The organism is Kineosporia sp. R_H_3 (assembly GCF_002198675.1).
Lineage (GTDB): Bacteria > Actinomycetota > Actinomycetes > Actinomycetales > Kineosporiaceae > R-H-3.
In genome coordinates this window covers 1-20,468 of sequence record NZ_MWLL01000003.1, presented here as the reverse complement: position 1 = coordinate 20,468, position 20,468 = coordinate 1, and the positions used below count along the sequence as shown (strand labels likewise).

Below are 20,468 nucleotides of genomic sequence, written 5' to 3'. Positions count from 1 at the left end.
CCCCAGGCCCGCGTGCTGGGTCAGCCCGTAGACGATGTGCATGAACGTGCCGTACATCCGCGGGCCCCCGACGAGCAGCAACGGCAGCCACGACGACGACACGACCGCGGCCGCGACTGTCGCCGCGTAGAGCACGAGCCAGATCCGGGCCTTGCGGTACACCCGGAACCGTTCCTGCTCGGGCACGGTGTCGGTCTCGTCGGCGGTGAGCCGGCCGGCGGCGTGGAGCACCATGAGCCGCAAGGAGACCGGGACGTCGTAGAGCCCGAGCAGGTTCGCGAGGATCCGCGCGAGCCGGGCGGGGCGCATGACGGCGATCTCCGGGTCGCGGCCGACGATGAGGGTGTCGGTGTGGTGCCGGGTGTGGTTCCAGCGCCAGACCGTCGGCTCGCGCATCATCATGAAGCAGGCGAGTTCGTAGACGGCGGTGTCCATCCAGCGGGTGAGGAACGCCGTCCCGTGGCCGGCCTCGTGCCAGCGCGAGTCACCGCCCGACCCGTAGAGCACGCCGTACACGAGCAGAAGCGGGGCAGCGAGCCACGGGTGGCCGTTCACCCACAGCACGCTCGCCGCGGCAGCGCAGACGACCATGAGTCCGACCCAGATGACCGTGTCCCGGATCGCCGGGCCGTCGCTGCGCCGCATGAGCTCCTTGAGCCGCTTGCGCGGCACCTCGCTGTGGAACCACTGCGCACCCGACAGCCCGGACTCGCGCGCCCGCCGCCCGGCCTCGCTTACCAGCGCGTACGACGCCAGCCGCTCCCGTCCCGTCGTCGCCGTCATCGTCACCGACCGCCTGTCACCAGGTGGAGGTGTACTTGGCGATGGTCTCGCGCATGTAGACGGCGGACTCGCGGGCGCGTTCCTCCCAGGCGAAGACGCAGACGGTCATGACGTGGTCGTCTGACTCGCCGAACTTCAGGTCGCCGAGCGTTCCGAAGAACTCGTCCCAGTCGACCTCGCCCTGACCGATGTCGAGGTGCTGGTGCACCCGCACCGGGTTCCCCGGCGGGTTCGTGATGTACCGCAACCCGGACGAGGCGGTGTGGTCGAAGCAGTCCGCCACGTGCAGGTGGGTCAGACTGTCGCCCGCGTGCTCCATGATCGACCGGATGCCGCCCTTGCCGGAGCCGCCCATGTGGAAGGTGTGCGGGGCGCAGTACAGGTACGACACCAGCGGGGAGTTGATCCCCCGGACCATGTCGGCGGCGACCTTGCCGTCCTCGACGAAGTCGTCCGGGTGCGGCTCGAGCCGCAGGTGCACACCCTCGGCCTCGAAGACCGGCAGCAGCTCCTCCATCGACTTGAAGAACATCGCCTCGGAGGTCTCGGCCTGCTCGGGGCGGCCGTTGAACTCCGAGTTCATCACGTTGCAGCCGAGCAGGGTCGTGACCCGGATCGCCCGCTTCCAGTAGCGCACCGCGCCCTGACGCTGGTCCTCGTCCGGACCCGACCACCGGTACAGCGGCAGGTTCGACGCGATCCCCACGCCCGCCGCGTCCAGCTCCCGCTTGANTCCGGACCACCGGTACAGCGGCAGGTTCGACGCGATCCCCACGCCCGCCGCGTCCAACGCCTTCTTGAACGCCTTCACCGTCGCGTCGTCGCAGCGGGGGTGCAGGAAGAACGGCATGAAGTCCTCACGCGGACTCAGCTCGATCCACTCGTACCCCAGGTCCGCGACCACCCCGGGCAGCTCGAGCAACGGCACGCGCCGCAACATGTACGGGTCCAGAGCAAGCTTCATGACGGAACTCCTTCTCGTGCAGAAAGGTCAGGCGTAGAGCGCCGGCTTTTCGACGAGGTCGATGTCGACGCGGGCGCCCTTGGCGTACGACGTCACGGCGGCCTCGGCGATCGCGGTCGCGGCGTAGCCGTCCCAGGTCGTCGCGGCCCCGGCGTGGACCGCTTGGCCGGAGGCGAGTGCGCCGACCCAGGCCTGCAGTTCGTTGATGTAGGCCGGGCCGAAGCGCTCGCGCCAGTCCGCGGGGACCTTCTCGCCGCGGCCGTTGCCGCCGATGACGATGGTCGTGCGTGGGTTGTCCAGGCTCACGGTGCCGAGCGACCCGACGATCTCGCAGCGGACGTCGTAGCCGTACTGGCAGTTGACGAAGGACTCCACGGTGACGACCTCGCCGCCGGCCATGTCGAAGATGACGATCTGCGGGTCGCGCAGCTCGGGCGAGCCGAGCGGGCTCTTCTTGACCGGCAGCACGGTGATCGCGGCGATCTCGGAGTCGAAGAGCCAGCGGAAGGTGTCGAACTCGTGGACGACGGAGTCGGTCATCGACATCTCGCCGCGGAACGAGTCCGGGACGGAGGCGTTGCGGTGCATGGCGTGCGCGAGGAGCGGCTCGCCGATCGTGCCGTCGGTCATGGCGTGCTTGACGTCGACGTAGCCGACGTCGTACCGGCGCATGAATCCGACGGTCACCAGCTTTCTGCCGGCCGCCACCTCGGCCTCGAGGACGCGCTGCGCCTCGGCCGTCGTGGTCGCGATCGGCTTCTCGCACAGCACGGGCTTGCCGGCAGCGATGCACGCGATCGCCTGGTCGGGGTGCAACTCGCCCGGCGATGCGATGAGGACGGCGTCGACGTCGTCCGCGGCGACGAGCGCGTCCCACGTCGCGTGCGCGGTGGCGCCGACGGAGCCGGCGACCTGCTGCGCCCGCTCGGTCGCGACGTCGAAGACGGCGGTGACGGTGGAGCCGACGACCTGGCTCGACAGCCGTGCGACGTGGTCCGAGCCGATCATCCCGGTGCCGATGACACCAACCCTGATGGTCATTTCGTCGTGCCTTTCGAAGGAAGGGGAGGAAGCAGGTCAGGAGGGCCAGCGGCGGACCGGGCGCAGGCCGCAGCCGGCGTAGTAGCCGGCCGTGCGGGCGCCGATCGGCAGCGGGACGTGCGGCTCGACGGGGTAGAGGTCCTGCTCGACGACGGTGTAGATGTCGCGGTCGAGCCGGGCGACGGCGTCGAGGAAGGTCGGCATGTGGGGCTCGCCGTCCCACGGCTCGCACATGACGCCGAGCTTGACCGCCTCGGACAGGGGGAGCTTCTCGTCGAGGGCCCGGCGGCGGACCGCGGGGTCGACGGACTTGAGGTGGACGTAGGTGACCCGCTCGGGGAAGCGCTCGACGATCTGGACGTTGTCGCCGTCGCAGTAGGCGACGTGCCCGGTGTCGAGGCAGAGGTTGACGTGCTCGGGGTCGGTGTCCAGGAGGAACCGCTCGATCCGCTCCTGGGTGTCGACGTGGGTGTCGACGTGCGGGTGGAAAACCAGGTGGATCCCGAACTCCTCGAACAGGTACCGCGCAAGCTCGTTGGTCCCGGTCGTGAGGTTCTTCCACTGCTCGGGGTCGATCTCGGCGTCCTGGACCGCCTCGCCGGTGTGCATGTCGGTCCACTGCTCCGGCAGGTGCACGAGGTACTTCGCGCCGACCGCGGCGAGCAGCCGGGCCTCCTGCCCGAACGTGCGCTTCGCGGTCTCGAGCGCATCGACGCCCTTGTGCAGGCCGGCGAACACCGTTCCGCCGCAGACGGTGAGGCCGCGGGCGGCCAGCTCGTCCTTGAGCTGCTCGGGGTCCTGCGGCATGAAGCCCTGCGGGCCGAGCTCGGTGTACCGGTAGCCGGCGATCGCGATCTCGTCGAGGTACTGCTTCCAGCCCACCTGGTGCGGGTCGGAGGCGAACCACACGCCCCACGAGTCGGGCGCGGTCCCCAGGGTCAGACGGGACAGGTCGGCGGTCGGTGCGGTCATGACGTGTCTCCTGGTCGAGGGCATGGCTGCCCGCACCGTCCCCGCCGGACGAGGACGGTGCGGGACGAGGGGAAGGTCAGGCGTTCTTGCGCTCGTCGAGGATGATCGCCAAGACGATGATCACGCCCTTGACGACCATCTGCATGAACGGCGAGACGTCGAGCAGGTCCAGACCGTTGTTGATGATGCCGATGATGAGGGCGCCGACGGCGGTGCCCCAGACGGTGCCGATGCCGCCCTTGAAGCTCGTGCCGCCGATCACGGCCGCGGTGATCGCGTCGAGCTCGATGCCGGTACCCAGCTGCGGGTTCCCGGACCCGATGCGGGCGGAGAGGATGACGCCGGCGAGACCGGACAGGACCCCGCTGATCGTGTAGATCACGAGGGTCAGCCTGCTGATCCGGATGCCCGACACGCGCGCGGCCTGCTCGTTGCCGCCGACGGCGTACACGTACCGGCCGAAGCGGGTGTAGTTGAGCACCATGTGCGCGCCGAGCGCGACGACGGCGAACAGGATGATCGGGATCGGGACGCCGGCGATGCTGCCCTGGCCGATGTTGTTGTACGGGTCCTCGAGGAGCGAGACCGGCCGGCCGTCGCTGTAGATGAGCGCGAGGCCGCGGGCCGTCGTCATCATGCCGAGCGTCGCGATGAACGGCGCGATCCGGAACTTCGCGATGAGGACGCCGTTGGTGAAGCCGAGCAGGCCGCCGACGGCGAGGCCGCCGAGGACGGCCAGGATGATCGGCAGGTCCAGGCCCGCGTACATCATCCGGTCGCTCGGCTTCTGCGCCAGGCTCGTCGCGACGACGGCGGCGAGCGCGAGGATCGAACCGACCGACAGGTCGATGCCGAGGGTGATGATGACGAACGTCATGCCGATGGCGATGACGCCGATCGCGGCCACCTGCCGGACGACGTTGATGAGGTTCTCCGGCTGGGAGAACGTGCCCTTGGTGAGGATCGTCAGGGCGACGACGAAGACGAGCAGGATGCCGATGATGGCGTAGGTGCGCAGGAAGTGGCGCCAGTCGAAGCCGCCCTCGCTCGGGTCCGCGGCGGCGGCCGCCTCTGCGGCGGCGGTGCTGCCCAGGTCGGTGCTCATGGACGGGTCTCCTCAGGCTGCCGGGGTCGTGTGGTGGGCGGTGGCGGTGGCGAAGTGCATGATCCGTTCCTGCGTGGCCTCCGAGCGCGGCACCTCGCCGGTGATCCGGCCCTCGCACATGACCAGGACGCGGTCGCTCATGCCGAGCACCTCGGGCATCTCGGAGGAGACCATGACGATCGCCTTGCCCTGCTGGGCGAGGGCGCTCATGAGCCGGTGGATCTCGGACTTCGCGCCGACGTCGATGCCACGGGTCGGCTCGTCGATCATGAGGACGTCCGGCAGGGTGAGCAGCCAGCGCGACAGCAGCACCTTCTGCTGGTTGCCGCCGGACAGGTTCTGGATGAGCTGGTTGAGCGACGGCGTCTTCAGCGCGAGCCGGCGGCGCTGGTCCTCGCACGCCTCGTCGATGGAGCCGCGGCGCAGCATGCCCTGCGGGCTGTAGCGAGGGAGGGCGGCAACGGACATGTTGTCCCGCACCGAGAGGACGCCCATGATGCCGGTCCGCTTGCGGTCCTCGGTGAGCAACGCGAGACCCGCCTTGATGGCGTCCCGGGGCTCGCGGATCCGTCGCTGCCGGCCGTTGACCTCGACCGTGCCGGACTCGGCCGGGTGGACGCCGAAGATGGTCTCGAGGACCTCGGTGCGGCCGGCGCCCATGAGACCGGCGATGCCGAGGATCTCGCCCCGGCGCACCTCGAAGCTGACGTCCCTGACGAGCGAGCCGCGGTTGAGTCCGCTGACCCGCAGGACGACGTCACCGATCGGCGCCTCCTCCTTAGGGAACAGGTCGGTCAGCTCGCGGCCGACCATGAGCGCGATGAGCTTGTCCCGGTCGAGCTCGGCGGCCGGCTTGGTCGCGACCCACTGGCCGTCGCGGAAGATCGTCACGTCGTCGGAGATCGCGAAGACCTCGTCCATCTTGTGCGTGATGTAGATGATCGCGGTGCCGGCCTCGCGGAGCTGACCGATCATCCGGTGCAGATGGCCGACCTCGCGCTCGGTGATGGCCGACGTTGGCTCGTCCATGACGATGATCCGCGACCCGAAGGAGATCGCCTTGGCGATCTCGACCATCTGGGCCTGCGCGATGCTCAGCTGCTTCATGGCGGAGCGCGGGTTGATCCGGATCTCCCAGCGGTCGAAGATCTCGCGCGTCCGGCGCACCATGATCTTGCGGCTCACGAGCCCGTAGCGGTTGCGCGGCTCGCGGCCGAGGAAGATGTTCTCCGCGACGGTCAACTCGGGGACCGACGACAGCTCCTGGTGGATCATCGAGACGCCGAGCGCGAGCGCGGCCCGCGGGTCGGCCACGGTCACCGGGGTGCCGTCGAGGACGATCGTGCCCTCGTCCGGGCTGTAGATGCCCGCGAGGATCTTCATCAGGGTCGACTTCCCGGCGCCGTTCTCACCCATGAGGGAGTGGACGGTCCCGGGGCGGACCCTGAGCCCGACACCCTGGAGCGCCTTCACGCCGGGGAACGACTTGCTGATCCCGGACATCTCCAGGACGAACTCACTCATGGCTCACCTCGTCGCAGTGCGGGTGGTGCAGAGGGGTGCAGGTAGGTGCACGTGGGTGCGGCGGCCGGGCCCTGCGGCCCGGCCGCCGCGGTAGGTCACTTACCGGCGAAGTCGGCCATGTTCTCCGGCGTCACCAACTGGTACGGGACGTCGACGTAGCCGGGCACGGTCTCGCCGTTGTAGAGCTTGACCGCCGCGTCGACGCCGCCGGCGCCCTGGCCCTTGGCGTCCTGGAACACGGTCACCGCGAGCTCCTTGGCGGCCATCGCCGTCAGGGCGTCACCCGTGGCGTCGACACCGCCGACGAGCGTCTTGTCGAGCTTGTTCGCGGCCTTGAGGGCCTGGATCGCGCCGAGCGCCATCTCGTCGTTGTTCGCGCACACGACGTCGATCTGCTCGCCGGACTGGATCCAGTTCTCCATGATCGCCAGACCCTTGTCGCGCTGCCAGTTGCCGGCCTGCTCCTTGACGACCTTCATGCCGGGGTTCTTGGCGACGACGTCCTTGCAGCCCTTGGTCCGCAGCACGGCGGCCTCGTTGGCCGGGTCGCCCTGGATGATGGCGACGTTGCCCTTGCCGCCCGCGAGCTTCGCGAGTGCCTCCATCTCGAGCGTGCCCGAGACGAGGGAGTCGGAGCCGACGTAGGGCACCGTGTCCGGCAGGTCGGACGGACGGCGGTTGACGTAGACGAGCGGGATCTTCGCGTCCTGCGCGGCCTTCGTCATCGGGCCCGCCGCGTCGGTGTCGACCGGGACGACGAGGATCGCGTCCACCTTGTCGGCGATGAAGTTCTCGACCTGGCCGAGCTGGACGTCGGTCTTCTCCTGCGCGGCAACGATGTTCAGCTCGACGCCGTTCTCCTTGGCGCGCGCCGTCATGCCGTCGGCGACCTTCTGGAGGAACTGGTCGAGGATCGGGAAGGAGACGCCGATCTTGAGGACCTTGCCGTCCTTGGGCTTGACGGCGTCGCCGGCCGCGGCGGTCTGGGTCTCGGTGACCGCCGGGGCGGCGGACGTGCTGCTGGTCGACGAGGACGTCGTCACGGACTGGCCGGAGGAGCAGGCGGCCAGGCTGGCGGCGGCCACGAAGATCGCGGCCAGCCGCAGGCGGGGCTTGGTCATGGGTCCTTCTTTCGTCGAAGGATCGCGCCGGTAGCACGGTGCGATCCGCCGGCGGGTGCGTCCCGCGCGGCCCGGTGGGTCCCGCCCGGAGGCGGAACGGCAGGGATTGTCAGTACATGGAGCCTGGCGAGCGGCGGCTTCCTGGGGGAGGAGCCGCCGGGTGGGCTGCGCGCCCGCCCGGCAAGACCGGGAAGCCAGAACTGTTGCGGGACAGGCGATTGTGTCGCCGAGCCCGGACCGGCTGCGGCTGTGGACACCCGCGTCCGGCGCTCCCGGCCCGCATCGCGACCCGAGGTCCTGCAGTTCTTGAAGCGCTTTAAGAACAGGCGATAGCATGTGACCCGCGACACGAAGTTGTCAACCGCATGTCATAACAATTCGTGAACGGAGATCCGCGTGGCGCCGAGCGAGCCGGTCCGGGGCGGCGCCGTCCCCGGCCAGGGACGGCGGCGGCTCACCCTCCAGGACATCGCCGACGCGGCCGGGGTCTCCCCCGGCCTGGTGTCGATGGTGCTGCGCGGCCGGCCGGGCCCCAACGCCGACACCGCGGCCCGGGTCACCGAGGTCGCGCAACGGCTCGGCTACCGCGCGAACCGGACAGCGAGTCAGCTCGCCAGCCGACGGACCCGCTTGCTCGGCGTGACCATGACACCGGGCAACCCGTACCACGGCGAGCTGGTCGAGGAGATCCTCCAGCGCACGCACGAGCGCGGGTACGAGGTGCTCCTGTCGCCGGTGACCCGCACGCACGAGGAGCTCTCCTCGATCCAGACCCTCGTCGACTCCCGGTGCGAGGTGGTCGTGCTGCTCAACTCCACGCTGACGACGCAGCAGCTCACCACCGCGCTCGACGGCGTCCCGGCAGTGTGCGTCGGCCGTCCGCTGGACGTGCCCGACGTCGATGTCGTCCGCACCGACGACATCACCGCGATGGGCCTGCTCGTCGACCACCTCGTGGGCCTCGGCCACACCTCGATCGCGCACGTGGACGGCGGCGGGGACTACTTGCCGGAGGTCCGGCGCCTGGGCTACGAGGAGGCGATGCACCGGCACGGCCTGACGCCCCTCGTGCTCCCCGGCGGAGAGACCGAGCAGCACGGGGCCGAGGCCGCCGCGGACCTGCTCCGTCACGACGTCACAGCCGCCGTGACCTACAACGACCTCTGCGCGGTCGGGCTCATGGACCGCTTGCAGAAGCTCGGCGTCCGGATCCCCGACGACCTGTCCGTCACCGGATTCGACGACGACCGGCTCTCCGGCCTCCACGGCATCGACCTCACGACGATCGACCCCTCCAAGCTCGAGCAGGCCCGCCTGGCTGTGGACTGGGCCGTCCAACGGATCGAGGAGGAGCGCTCGGAGCGTGCCGTCCACGACTTCCCGCCACGCCTGGTCGTGCGCGGCAGCAGCGGCCCGGTGCCGCAACGTCGGTCCCGCCGGATGGCTGCCGCCCGGGCCGCCGAAGGATGAAGTCGGGCGGCTGGGAATCGCCCGGGCGGGAACTCGGACGCTGCCGCTGACCTGGACGGTTGCCGTGGCGACGGCTGGGTCCGGCGGCCGTACCGGCCTCCAGCGACCTCCCGTGATCTCCGCGCCTGCGCCGGGTTGCCGGTCGACCACACGGGGAATGTCGGAGGTCCGGGCTAGCGTGAAACCGTCGGCGAGGGTGAGCGAAGGCGGGAGGGAATCATGCGGCGGGTCACGACGGTGAGCGACATCGAGGCCATGACTCCGGCCGAGCGCGGCCAGTCCTTCGAGGACTCGATCATCTACGACCTGGACCAGGTGCCCACCGAGTTCCAGCCGGCCCTCGAGGCACAGCGGCAGCGGGTCCTCGAGCGCGAAGCCCGGCTTCGCGGCAACACGACCTGACCGCCCCGCTCTCCAGTGGCTGAGCGGCGGGCCGTCCGCGCGACCCCGGACTTCTTCGCCCTCATCGACGCCCAACTCGGCGACCAGCGCGGCCCCAACGACGAACCGACCTCAGCCGAGTTCGAGGCCCACGAGCTCCTGGCGATCATCGCGAAGTTCGCCCCGAGTGGGACGACCTGCCCCAGCAGTTCCCCGGCCGCCCCGAGTACCGGCTCCTCATCGCCACCGGCCGGCTCGTGCCCATCGTCGCCGTCGTCGGCCAGTACGCCCCGACGGAGCGATCGAGCTCATCGACATCACCATCGACCTCCACGGACCTGGAAGTGATCCGCGGAGCGTGCAGTCCGGGAAGCCACGACGAGCGCCGACAGGTGCGGTAATTCTCGCCCAGGAGACGCCCAGAAGATCCTCACCAGACGACGAAAGAGGGATCCCTGCAGGTCAAGGCCCGGCTCGCGTGGCACAGATGGTCTTCCGAAAATCGGAAGGTCGGCGGTTCGACCCCGCCCCTGGCCACCGCAAAAGGGCCTCTGATCAGCGAAAACGCGAAGCATCGCCGCTGGTCACAGGCCCTTTCTCGTTCTGAGGCTCTCCGTGACGGTCGACGACCACCGGAGACAGCCGGACGCCACCGGACGGGTGATTCCTCAAGATCACGCCCATAGTGCGCCCACGAGCAGCCGCTCAGCGCCGGCGCCGGAACAGGCTATGCAGTCGCTGACCAGGCACGACGACGGACGCGTTCGGCCCTGCCCACAAGTGATCGTCCGATCGCCAATCGGACAATCGAACGATCACCAGCGTTCAGCCTTCGAGTAGGAACTCGAGGTGGATCTTGTTGAAGGTGTCGGTCTGCTCGTACTGGGGCCAGTGGCCGGCGTTCTCGATGACGGCGAGGCGCCCCTGCGGGAGCAGGTCGGCGATCCGGCGGCCTTCGTCGACGGGGCCGGAGGGGTCCTTGGTTGTCCAGATGACGAGTGCGGGCACGTCGATGTCGCGCAGGTCGTCGTCGGTGAGCATGTTGCGTCGGCGGGTGTCGAGGTCTTGGAGGGCCATGTTGGCGCGGCAGGCGTCGAGCCATCCGGGCTGTTGGAAGATGGCCTGCCGGGTGCGGATGAGGTCGTCGGTGACCATGGCGGGGTCGGCCATCAGCCACTCGAGGCGCGCTTTCACCCGCTCCCAGGTGGGGTCTTCGGCTGCCTGCATGGACAGGGTGTAGAGGCGCTGCATGACCTGGGGGTTGGCCATGGTGCCGCCTGGAGTGTTGAGGGCGATCTTCTCGACGCGGTCGGGGTGGAGCTGGGCGTACCGGGCGGTGACCCAGCCGCCGAGGGACTCCCCGGCGAGGTAGGCCCGGTCGCGGCCGAGGGTGTCCAGGACGGCGGTGACCTGGTCGAGGTAGTGCGCGATCTCGAGTGGGTGGTCGGGTTTGGTGGACCAGCCGTGGCCGATGAAGTCGATGGCGTAGGTGTCGAAGTGCTCGGCGTGTGCGGCGAGGTTGCGCACGTAGGCCTCGGCGTGGCCGGTGATGCCGTGCATGAGCAGCAGCAACGGTTTGTCGGAGGTGCCGGCGTGCAGGTAGCGGGTGCGGTACGGGCCGGCCTGCAGGAAGCCCTGGCTGAACTCGAGTCCGGTGAGGTCGGACCAGACGCTGGTGTAGGGGCGGGGTTCTGCGTCGTTCGTCGGGCCGGTCATCGGGCGTCTCCGTGGGGTTGGGCGTGGTCGAGGTCGAGGACGGCGGTCAGGGCCTGCCGGAGGAGCTCGGTGGCCTCGTCGGTGTCCCAGACCGGTGCCGTGTGGCGCCAGGCGACGTAGCCGTCGGGGCGGACGAGCAGTGCACCGGCGTCGTGGATCTCGCGGATCCGGTGCCAGGCGTAGTAGGGGTCGGCCGTGCCGGGCGCGCCGATGACGGTGCAGGTGAGCCACTCGTGCTTGAGGGCGTCGGCGGCGTTCTTCCAGGCCCGACCGGCGAGGCCGGTGACGAGGGTGACGCGGCCGCGGCCGGTGATGTCGAGGGTGGACAGCTTGCGGCCGCGGGTGTCGACGAGCCAGGCGTGCGGGAGCTTGGCGCCGGGACGGGTGGTGGGCTGGTGGTACAGCTCGACGTCGCGCGGCCAGTCCTCGTCACCGGCGCCGGGGTCGGGCAGGACGGCGCCGGAGGTGTAGCGGATGTTCTTCTCGACCCCTTCCGCGTTCCACTCATGCTCCTTGAGCAGGAGCGCCTCGTTGAGCCGCTCCCTCAGCGCGACGCCCTCCGGCGTGGGGGCGTTGAGCCGGTTCAGTGCGTTGTCGACGGGGTCGCCGTCGCCGTCGGTGGGCAGGCAGTCCCGCAGGGCCTTGTAGTCGAGGCGGGACTGGTTGGCGCGCAGGACGATCTGCTTGCCGACGGGAGCCCGCTCGGGGGTGTAGCTGTCGAGCAGGCCGGGGCCAGCCCAGCCGCGGACGACGTAGGCGAGCTTCCAGGCGAGGTTGTGGGCGTCCTGCACGCAGGTGTTCAGGCCCAGGCCGCTGCTCGGCGGGTGCCGATGGGTGGCGTCCCCGCCGCAGAAGACCCGGCCGGCGGAGTACTCGAGGGCGTACTGCTGGTTGACGAACCACGGGGAGCTGCCGATGATCTCGACGTCGAGGTCGGGGTCGCCGACGAGAGCGCGGATCCGTTGCAGCGCAGACTCTTCGGACAGGTCCGGCTCTCCCTTGCTGATGTCGTACCCGGCGCCGGCGATCCAGTCGGTCCAGGGGGTGACGCAGCGCAGCAGCCCCAGCCCGATCTCGCCGAAGCCGCCGACGGGGTTAAAGAACCAGTGCAGGATGCTCGGCCGGTGCGCGACGTACTGGGTGAGGTCGGCGCGGAAGCGGGTGTAGACAGTGCCGGCGCGGGCGACGTGGCCCTCGATGGGCAGTCCGGCGATGTCGGCGACGTGGGAGCGGGCGCCGTCCGCGCCCACGAGGTAGCGGCTGCGGACGGTGTACTCGCGGCCGCTTTCGACGTCGCGCAGTGTGGAGGTGACGCCGTCGTCGTCCTGGGTGAAGGTGACGAACTCGGTGTGGAAGCTGATCCGGGTGCCGGCGGCTGCGGCGCCGCCGACGATGATCGGCTCGATCCGCGGCTGGGGGACGTCGAGGTAGGTGCAGGGGCTGTGCTGCAGGTAGTCGCCGCGGCGCTCGTCGCCGGTCCCCCAGGACGGCATCCTGGCGATCTCGACGCCGGTCAGGCTGGTCGCCAGGACGCAGTCGCCCATCACCTCGGCGGGGGTGCCGACCTGCTTGACCTGCTCCTCGACGCCGAGGTCGCGCATCACCTCCATCGCGCGCTGGCTGGTGATGTGCGCGCGGGGCCCGTTGGCGACCCAGCCGAACATGTTCACCATCCGGACCCGGACGCCGAGCTGCGCGAGCGCCATCGCGGTCGTGGCCCCGAACGGGCCGGCGCCGACGACCAGGACGTCGGTGTCGTGACCGGCGCTGTCTGCCGGGGCGCCGAGACCGGTCAGGGTCCGGGTCTCCGCGAGGCCGCCGAGGACGGGGGCCGGCGCCGGCTGTCCTGCTGGTGCAGGAGGTGTCGAGGGGCTGGTCATCGTGGCTCCTAGTGTGCGAGGCGGGGCGCGGCCTGCGAGGGCAGCTCGGCCAGGGTGTGGAGGCCGACGCCGATCCGGACGGCGGACAGCAGGTCAGGCCAGGTGTCGACGTCATGCCGGATGCTCGGTGCCGCCAGGACGGGCAGCGCACCGGCCGCGGTGTGGTGGCGGGCGGAGCGGACGCCGAACCGCGGCGTGAGCTCGGTGCCCCGGAGAGCGGTCAGCACGGTGGTCCCGTGGGCGCTGCGGTCGGGGACGAACACCGACCGTGCCGTGCTGGCGGCGGTCAGGACGTGGTCAAGGTCCTCGGGCTGCAGGGCCGGGAGGTCGCCGGTGAGCACGGCGAGGGGCCCGGTCGGGGCACGACGGGTCACGGCGTCCCGGAGGGCGGCGTTGAGGCCGCCGGTGGCGCCGTCGAGCCAGACGTCCGCGCCGAGGTCACGGGCCCTGGCGGTGATGTCCGGGTCGGCTGTGAGGACGGCGACCCTGGCGACGTCGGCGGCTATCACGGCGGCGAGGGTGTCGGCGAGCATTGCCAGTGCAAGGTTCCGGCGGTCGGTCCCGGCCGGTGGCCGGAGCCGGGACTTGGCCTGCGCCAAGGACTTGGCGGGCACGACGACGGTCCAGCCGTGTGGCATCTGTGTTTCCCCGTCCGTGTGGGTGCTGCGTGCCGGGCTGCGCGGCGACGCGTCAACCGTCCGGCAGGCCCGGGCCGGTGGTCCCGGCCCGGGCCGTGAGGTCAGGCGCCGAGCGCGGCGACGACGTCGTCGACGGTGGCGATCTCGGCGAGCAGGCCGAGGGAGCCGATGGAGGCGTCGTGGGCCTCGGGGGCGCCGGCGGCGCAGGCGTCGGTGACGACGACGGTGCGGTAGCCGAGGTCGCTGGCCTGGCGGGCGGTGCCCTCGACGGAGGCGTTGGTGGCGACGCCGCAGAAGACGACGGTGGTGACGCCGCGGGCCTTGAGCTCGCCGGCCAAGGTGCTGTCGGTGAAGCCGCCGACGCGCTTGTGGGTGACGACGACGTCGCCGTCCTGCGGCTTGAGCGGGTCGACGATCTCCGCGAGCGGGGCGCCGTCCTTGAGGCAGCCGGTCTGCGCGACCATGCCGAGCAGGGCGCTGTTGGCGACCAGGTCGCTGTAGTCCGGGGCCCAGGCGACCCGGGTGTAGACCGCGGTCGCGCCGGACGAGCGGGCGGCCTCCAGGAGCCGGTTGACCTGGGCGACGGTGTCGCGGGCGGCGACCTGCTCGGCGAAGAACGCGGCAAACGCGCCCTCGGCGGTGACGATGTCGCCCTGCATGTGGACCGCGACGACGGCGGTGGACTTCGGGTCGAGCTCCATGGTGACTCCTTCGTCAGGTGCTGGGATGCGAGGTGGCTCAGCGGTTTTCGGTTCCGGGGGTGGTGCTGCGTGCGGCTACGACGTTGTGGTGCGGCGTCATGCTGGTGTGGTGCTTACCCGAGGCGGCGGAGCCGGGGCTCGAGGAGCTCGTGGAACAGTCGCTGGAACCGCGCCTGGTCGTGCCCGGGGGCGTGGAACACCAGGTGGGTCATGCCGGCGTCGACGTACGGGCGGACCTGTTCGACGACCTCGTCGGGGTCGTCGCTGACGATCCAGCGGCGGGCGGCGACGTCCAACGGGATGTCGTCGGCGGCCTTGGACATGGCGACCGGGTCGGCGAGCTGATGCTTCTCCTCCGCGGACAGTGAAAGCGGTGCCCAGAACCGGACGTTCTCCAGCGCGGTCTGCCGGTCGGTGTCGAAGGAGAGCTTGACGTCCAGGAGGCGGTCCACGGCGGCCGGGTCCCGGCCGGCCGTGGTCGCTCCCTCCGCGACGGCGGGCAGGAGCTTGTCGGTGTACAGGTCCATGCCCTTGCCGCTGGTGCAGATCAGCCCGTCGCCGGCGGCACCCGCATAGCGGGCGACGACCGGTCCGCCGGCGGCGATGTACACCGGCGGTGGCTGGTCGGGTCGGTCGTAGACGGTGGCGTCGACGAGCCGGTAGTACTGCCCGTCGAACCGGACCCGTTCACCGGTCCACAGCGCCCGCATCACCTCGACCGCCTCGCGGAGGCGGCCGAGGCGTTCGCCGAAGGCCGGCCACTCGGGCTGGCCGACGGCGATCTCGTTGAGGGCCTCCCCGGTCCCGACGCCGACGACGACCCGGCCCGGGTACAGGCATCCGAGGGTGGCGAAGGCCTGCGCGAGGACCGCTGGGTTGTACCGGAAGGTCGGGGTGAGCACCGAGGTGCCCATGACGATCCGGCGGGTCCGCTCCCCCACGGCGGCCATCCACGCCAGCGAGAACGGGGAGTGGCCGCCGTGGTGGCGCCACGGCTGGAAGTGGTCGGAGACGAACACGGAGTCGAACCCGTGATCCTCCGCGGCGACCGCGATCTCGACCAGCTCGCGCGGGGCGAACTGCTCGGCGGACGCGCGGTAGCCGATTCTCAGCCTCATCAGCGGTTCCCGGGTTCGGCTGTCAGCGGTCGCGTCAGTCGGCCAGGACGGTGGCGCCGATGTCGGCGATGTCCCGCTGGGCGGTGAACGGGTTGGACAGGAACACCTGGACCATGTCGACCCCGGAGGAGGTCATGAGGGCGACCTTGTCCTGGATCTCGTCCTTGGTGCCGTACAGCGCCCAGTAGTCGACGAGCTGCTTGGTGATGAGCGGCTTGTGGGCGGGGTCCAGACCGCGCAGGTAGTTCGCCCACACGTCGAGGTAGTGCGGGGCGTCGGCGGCGGTCGGGTCTCCGAGGTAGGCCATCGCGGCCTGTGTGGAGGCGTTGACGATGTCCGCGCCGAGCTCCTCGACGTGGCCGTTCATCATGCCCGCGTTCGTCAGGCAGGAGCTGATCGGGCCGGACCCGAAGCCCTGGGTGATCGCGTCCTCCCAGGTCTCGCCGGCCTTGGTGTTGTAGAACCAGGTGAGGCCGACGAGCTTCACCGAGCCGGGCGCACGGCCGGCGTCCGCGACGGCCTTGTCGAGCTCGCGGCGGATCAGTCCGATCATGTCGGCGTTCGGGCCGAGGCAGTACACGATCGCGTCGGCGTACTGCGCGGCCGCGGCCAGGCCCTTCGGGCCGCCGCAGGCGACCCAGATCGGCACCCGCTCGGCGTGGTACCAGCCGCTCTCGGTGTCCAGGAACCGCACGGGGGTGGTCTCGCCGTGCAGCTCGTGCTCGACGGTCTCCTTCTCCAGCAGGCCCTTGGTGACCCGGATGTGGTCCATCAGCTGGTCGATCCGGGCCGGCTTCTTACCCATCGAGCGCAGCGCGTTGTTCGCCGTGCCGATGCCGAAGAACGTCCGGCCCGGAGCGAGCGCGTGCAGGGTCGCGATCGAGTTCGCCGTCACCGGGGCGATCCGGGTCAGCGGGTTGGTGACCATCGTGCCGATGTTGATCGTGGAGGTGTCGCGGGCCGCCAGGGCGAGGAACTGGTAGGGGTCGCTGAACAGCAGCGGGCCCTCGCCGACACCGAAGTGGCTGACGCCGAGGTCCTCGGCCTGCTTCACCATGCCGATCTGGTCGATCTTGGCGCACGTTCCGATGCAGAACTCCATTGCGGGCATGGCTGCTCCCTTGCGGCCTATGATGAGACGCGGACTGACGTGAACTGGCGGACGGGCATGAACGTGGTGGACGTCGTGACTGGCGGAGCCGATGGGCTGGCTCCGGGTGGATCGGTCAGGCGGCCGGGCGGGCAGCGGTGATGCCGAACCCGGCGACCCACTCGGGGATCGGGCGGTAGAAGCTCGAGATGACCTCGTACCGCCCGGCCGTGGCCGCGAGGGCGGCGTAGGCGGCGATCCAGGTGCGGACCTCGTGCGAGGAGTGACCCGCGTCCTCGACGAACCCTTCAGGGGTCCAGGAGTCGACGACGTCGAACTCGGCCGCGGCCAGGACACGCATGACCTCGGCGTCCCACTGCGGGTTGAGCGGCTGGACGGTCGCGGCGCCGGCGGCCAGCGCCTGCCCGGCCTCCAGGACACGCTGCTCGCGCGCGGCGCGGGCCTCGCGGGACAGGACGCCGCCGGCGATGAGGCGTTCGGCGACCTCCGGCGCAGCGCCGTCCAGCTGCGGGACGGGCGGATCGTGCGAGAGTCCGCCGGAGCCGACGAACAGGACCCGCTTGTCCAGTCCAGCGACGGCCTCACCAACAGCCTGGCCGAGCTGCCGTGCCCGGCGGACCGGTCCGAGCGGCTCGGCGACACCGTTGATGAACACCGGCACCACCGGGACCGCGTCGATGCCGCCGAAGAGGATCTCCAACGGCTGGGCGACGCCGTGGTCGATCTCGAGCCGCTCCGACAGCGCGACGTCGACGTCCCGGGACAGCACGTGCCGCACGATGCGCAGTGCCACCTCGCGATCGACGTCCAGCGGGCCGGCGGCCGTGTCGTAGTCGCCGATCGAGAGCGCCCGCGCACCGATGCAGAACGGCGGCATGAGCCGGTAGAAGACGCCGTTGTAGTGGTCCGGCGCGAACATCACCACGAGGTCCGGGGCGAAGTCCCCGATGAACGCCCGCGCCTCCTCGAAGGCCGCGTCGACGGCGGCTACGACCTCCGGCTCGGGGTCGTTGCGGCCCATCAACGGCGAGTGGGACATCGTCACCAACGCGGTCACCGCCATTGGCAACCTCCCTCACAACTGGCATGCTAGCGTTCCAGCGAGACCATAGATGCTGGCATGCCAGAGCACAAGGTCCCGGCTCGAAGTCGCTTCCCGGGCCGCTTGGACAGGCGATGGCGCGTCGGGGGAGGTGCGTATGCCCGTGCAGAGAACTCCGGCCCTCGCGGGTCAGCGCCGGCCATCCGGGATCGGTACGGTGGCGGGGTGAGCGTGCCCGCGGTCCCCGAGCCCATCGAGCGCCCACGCTCCCTGGCCGACCTCACGACAGTTGGCGGCAGGCTCGGGTCGGCCGTCTACGACCTGCTCAAGGAACGCCTCCTCGAAGGCACCTACTCCCCCGGCCAGAAGCTGCGCATGGAGGAGCTGCGCCAGGAGTTCGGCGTCAGCAAGCAGCCCGTCATGGAAGCCCTGCGCCGGCTGTCCGCCGAACGACTCGTCGAGATCGTGCCCCAGGTCGGCTGCACTGTAATGACCTACTCCGCCGACGACGTCGCAGACTTCTACGCCATGTTCGGCGGCTTCGAAGGAGCCATCGCCGCAGCTGCCGCGGAACGGCGCAGCGACGCCCAGCTCGACGAGCTACGCCGCGTCCACGACCGCATCGGCGCCCTGCGCAACGACCCCGACCCCGCCGCACGCTCCCACGGCTACCGCGTCTACAACCGCGAGTTCCACGGCGTCGTCCACCGCATGGCCCACTCGCGGATCATGTCCGAGATGAGCCAACGGATGTGGGACCTGTCCGACTTCCTCATCAACACCACCGGCGCCCCCCAACCGCTCGCCAGCGCGCTCGTCGAACGCCACGACGACCACCAGCGCATCCTCGACGCCCTGCGCGACCACGACACCGAGACCGCCCGGACCGAGATGCAGAACCACATCGCCGAGACCGTAGGCATCATCAAGGCCGAGTCGAAGCACTGAGGCGCGGCCAGTCCGGGTAGTTGCGGGAAGGGATGGCTCGTTGCGGTCATTCTCGCCCAGGAGACGCCCAGGTAACGCTGGAGCGATGCCGATTGTGGGTATCAATGCAGGGCAAGGCCTTCTTTGAGTGGCGCAGCTTGTCTTCTGAAAATCGGAAGGTCGGCGGTTCGACCCCGCCCCTGGCCACCACAAAAGGGCCTCTGATCAGCGGAAATGCACTCCGTTTCCGCAGGTCACAGGCCCTTCGTCGTTTCGCAGCCCGGCTCGATCCCCGATGACCACCGGGGACAGCCGGACACCACCGGACAGGCGATTCTTCAAGATCACGCCCATAGTGCGCCCACGGGCTCGACCTCTGCGCCCACGCCGGGACGGCTCATTCAGTCGCTGACCAGGCACGACGGCCGGCTCGCTCGGACCCGCCCAGAAGAGATCGTCCGAAGAGGTATCGGAGTGTCTACACAGGCGGCTGAGAGCGTTGAGTCGTCCCTCGTGCACAAGCGTCCAGGATCCCTCAACAACGGCACCCCGTATCCGCGCGCAGACATCTGGATGAGGCGTTCCTGAGGCCCTTCGCCGGACCACGTCGGGGCGGGCCGACCTAGCGTGGACGGCAGCCGCTCCGTCGGGGTGCGGCCGCCGGCCAGCAGGGAGCACGCCATGACGACGTCGTCCACCGCGCAGCAGCGCGTCCCTGGGTGGTTCACGGCTGCGGACTGCCGGCTCGACGACTTGCGCGCCCTCGTCGAGGTCCACACCGACGTGTCGGAGTACCCGTTCGCGGACGACGTCCGCGACAACGTCCTCGTCTACGGCCCTCGCGCCTACGAGACCGCGCGGACGCCGGAAGGCCGTCGGGCCGTCCAGGCCGAGCTCGGTCGGGCGCTGCTCACCGGGCCGGGGGTCGTGGTGCTCTCGGGCGCCTTCGACACCGCGGTGGTCGACCGGGTCTCGAGGGTGTTCGAGACGATGGTCACCGAGCAGCGGGCGGCCGGTCCCCGGGACGGGGACTTCTTCGCGCCGACGGGCGAGAACGACCGGGTGTGGCGGGCGCTCGACAAGCTGGCCCTGCGTGACCCCGAGGCGTTCGCGGCGTACTACGCGACGGACGCGCTGGCGGTCGTCTCGCAGGCCTGGCTCGGTCGCGGGTACCAGATCACGAGCCAGGTCAACGTCGTCAACCCCGGCGGCAAGGCCCAGGAGCCGCACCGCGACTACCACCTCGGCTTCATGTCGGAGCGGCAGTGCGAGACGTTCCCGGCGCACGTTCACGGCCTGTCCCCGCTGCTGACCCTGCAGGGTGCGGTCGCGCACTGCGACATGCCGGTGGAGACGGGCCCGACCATGCTGCTGCCCAACTCGCAGAAGTACCCGGCGGGCTACCTGGCCTACCAGCAGCCGGAGTTCGCCGCCTACTTCCAGGACCACTTCGTCCAGCTGCCGCTGGCCACGGGCGACGCGGTGTTCTTCAACCCGGCAGTCTTCCACGGTGCCGGCACGAACAGGTCGGCGTCGGTCCGCCGCACGGCGAACCTGCTCCAGATCTCGTCGCCGTTCGGCCGGGCGATGGAGACCGTCGACCGGGACGCGATGTGCCGGGCCCTGTACCCGGTCCTGCTGTCCTACAAGGCGTCCGGGGTGTCCGAGCAGGCGATCGAGAACGTCGTCGCCGCCTCGGCCGAGGGCTACGCCTTCCCGACGGACCTCGACCGTGACCCGCCGGTCGGCGGCCTGGCCCCGGCCTCGCAGGCGGATCTCGTCCGTACGGCGCTCACCGCCGGGACCTCCCCGGAGGAGCTGGGCGCCGTCCTCGACGCGCTCGCCCGGCGCCGCGACCTGTGAGCCGCGGGCGTCAGCCGACCTCGATCTCGACGATGCCCTCGACGACGCGGGTCGGGTACGACGTCAGGTCGACGAGGGCGGGTGCGCCGAGGGCCTGGCCGGTGCGGTAGT

At 70.3% G+C, this 20,468-nt stretch carries 17 protein-coding genes and 2 pseudogenes; 4 read left to right on the top strand and 15 right to left on the bottom strand.

Annotated features, from left to right (window positions below; genetic code table 11):
- The 8 genes and pseudogenes from ECOMGDLI_RS00170 to ECOMGDLI_RS00140 form a co-directional block, all read right to left on the bottom strand.
- On the bottom strand, nt 1-783 hold a 783-nt coding region (locus ECOMGDLI_RS00170; RefSeq protein WP_198954383.1), incomplete at its 3' end, for a fatty acid desaturase.
- Between the two features lie 16 nt (nt 784-799).
- Nucleotides 800-1,515 (bottom strand): annotated as a pseudogene (locus ECOMGDLI_RS00165) (sugar phosphate isomerase/epimerase family protein); the annotation flags it as partial.
- Between the two features lies 1 nt (nt 1,516).
- Nucleotides 1,517-1,747: pseudogene (locus tag ECOMGDLI_RS35715) on the bottom strand (sugar phosphate isomerase/epimerase); the annotation flags it as partial.
- A gap of 27 nt (nt 1,748-1,774) precedes the next feature.
- On the bottom strand, nt 1,775-2,788 hold the full coding sequence (locus ECOMGDLI_RS00160; RefSeq protein WP_088312439.1) for a Gfo/Idh/MocA family protein: 1,014 nt from the start codon (nt 2,786-2,788) through the stop codon (nt 1,775-1,777).
- A 36-nt stretch (nt 2,789-2,824) separates the two neighbouring features.
- The gene (locus ECOMGDLI_RS00155; RefSeq protein WP_369812690.1) at nt 2,825-3,739 is read right to left on the bottom strand and encodes a TIM barrel protein; all 915 of its coding nucleotides are present in this window, start codon (nt 3,737-3,739) and stop codon (nt 2,825-2,827) included.
- Between the two features lie 97 nt (nt 3,740-3,836).
- Nucleotides 3,837-4,865 carry an ABC transporter permease gene (locus ECOMGDLI_RS00150; RefSeq protein WP_088312435.1) on the bottom strand — a complete coding sequence of 343 codons (1,029 nt, stop codon included), beginning with the start codon at nt 4,863-4,865 and terminating at the stop codon, nt 3,837-3,839.
- A gap of 12 nt (nt 4,866-4,877) precedes the next feature.
- Entirely contained in the window at nt 4,878-6,389 is a 1,512-nt protein-coding gene (locus ECOMGDLI_RS00145) for a sugar ABC transporter ATP-binding protein (RefSeq protein WP_088312433.1), read from the bottom strand.
- Nucleotides 6,390-6,484: 95 nt separating this feature from the next.
- Nucleotides 6,485-7,510, bottom strand: a complete 1,026-nt coding sequence (locus ECOMGDLI_RS00140) for a sugar ABC transporter substrate-binding protein (RefSeq protein ID WP_088312431.1) — start codon at nt 7,508-7,510, stop codon at nt 6,485-6,487.
- A 396-nt stretch (nt 7,511-7,906) separates the two neighbouring features.
- On the opposite strand from ECOMGDLI_RS00140, the gene ECOMGDLI_RS00135 reads away from it, so the two are divergent.
- Nucleotides 7,907-8,980: a LacI family DNA-binding transcriptional regulator gene (locus tag ECOMGDLI_RS00135; RefSeq protein ID WP_088312429.1), complete on the top strand. Its 1,074-nt coding sequence runs from the start codon at nt 7,907-7,909 to the stop codon at nt 8,978-8,980.
- Nucleotides 8,981-9,199: 219 nt separating this feature from the next.
- Nucleotides 9,200-9,382 (top strand): hypothetical protein, encoded by a 183-nt coding sequence (locus ECOMGDLI_RS00130; protein WP_088312427.1) that lies wholly within the window; start codon nt 9,200-9,202, stop codon nt 9,380-9,382.
- Between the two features lie 804 nt (nt 9,383-10,186).
- Here ECOMGDLI_RS00130 and ECOMGDLI_RS00125 read toward each other — a convergent pair.
- From ECOMGDLI_RS00125 to ECOMGDLI_RS00095, 7 genes are all read right to left on the bottom strand, one after another.
- Nucleotides 10,187-11,077, bottom strand: a complete 891-nt coding sequence (locus ECOMGDLI_RS00125) for an alpha/beta fold hydrolase (RefSeq protein WP_088312425.1) — start codon at nt 11,075-11,077, stop codon at nt 10,187-10,189.
- Nucleotides 11,074-12,957 carry an FAD-dependent monooxygenase gene (locus ECOMGDLI_RS00120; RefSeq protein WP_088312423.1) on the bottom strand — a complete coding sequence of 628 codons (1,884 nt, stop codon included), beginning with the start codon at nt 12,955-12,957 and terminating at the stop codon, nt 11,074-11,076. The genes ECOMGDLI_RS00125 and ECOMGDLI_RS00120 overlap by 4 nt, the downstream gene beginning before the upstream one ends.
- A gap of 8 nt (nt 12,958-12,965) precedes the next feature.
- Nucleotides 12,966-13,595, bottom strand: coding sequence for a 2-phospho-L-lactate guanylyltransferase (gene cofC, locus ECOMGDLI_RS00115; RefSeq protein WP_088312421.1), 630 nt, complete (start codon nt 13,593-13,595; stop codon nt 12,966-12,968).
- Nucleotides 13,596-13,696: 101 nt separating this feature from the next.
- Complete coding sequence (locus ECOMGDLI_RS00110; RefSeq protein ID WP_088312420.1) at nt 13,697-14,296, bottom strand: cysteine hydrolase family protein; 600 nt, start codon at nt 14,294-14,296, stop codon at nt 13,697-13,699.
- A 113-nt stretch (nt 14,297-14,409) separates the two neighbouring features.
- Nucleotides 14,410-15,414 (bottom strand): glucose-6-phosphate dehydrogenase (coenzyme-F420), encoded by a 1,005-nt coding sequence (fgd, locus tag ECOMGDLI_RS00105; protein ID WP_088312419.1) that lies wholly within the window; start codon nt 15,412-15,414, stop codon nt 14,410-14,412.
- A 34-nt stretch (nt 15,415-15,448) separates the two neighbouring features.
- The gene (locus ECOMGDLI_RS00100) at nt 15,449-16,525 is read right to left on the bottom strand and encodes an LLM class flavin-dependent oxidoreductase (RefSeq protein WP_198954382.1); all 1,077 of its coding nucleotides are present in this window, start codon (nt 16,523-16,525) and stop codon (nt 15,449-15,451) included.
- A gap of 115 nt (nt 16,526-16,640) precedes the next feature.
- On the bottom strand, nt 16,641-17,588 hold the full coding sequence (locus ECOMGDLI_RS00095) for a 3-carboxyethylcatechol 2,3-dioxygenase (protein WP_198954381.1): 948 nt from the start codon (nt 17,586-17,588) through the stop codon (nt 16,641-16,643).
- A 204-nt stretch (nt 17,589-17,792) separates the two neighbouring features.
- On the opposite strand from ECOMGDLI_RS00095, the gene ECOMGDLI_RS00090 reads away from it, so the two are divergent.
- Nucleotides 17,793-18,515 carry a GntR family transcriptional regulator gene (locus tag ECOMGDLI_RS00090; RefSeq protein WP_198954380.1) on the top strand — a complete coding sequence of 241 codons (723 nt, stop codon included), beginning with the start codon at nt 17,793-17,795 and terminating at the stop codon, nt 18,513-18,515.
- 660 nt (nt 18,516-19,175) lie between these two features.
- Nucleotides 19,176-20,357, top strand: a complete 1,182-nt coding sequence (locus ECOMGDLI_RS00085; protein WP_088312451.1) for a phytanoyl-CoA dioxygenase family protein — start codon at nt 19,176-19,178, stop codon at nt 20,355-20,357.
- Nucleotides 20,358-20,468 lie beyond the last annotated feature (111 nt).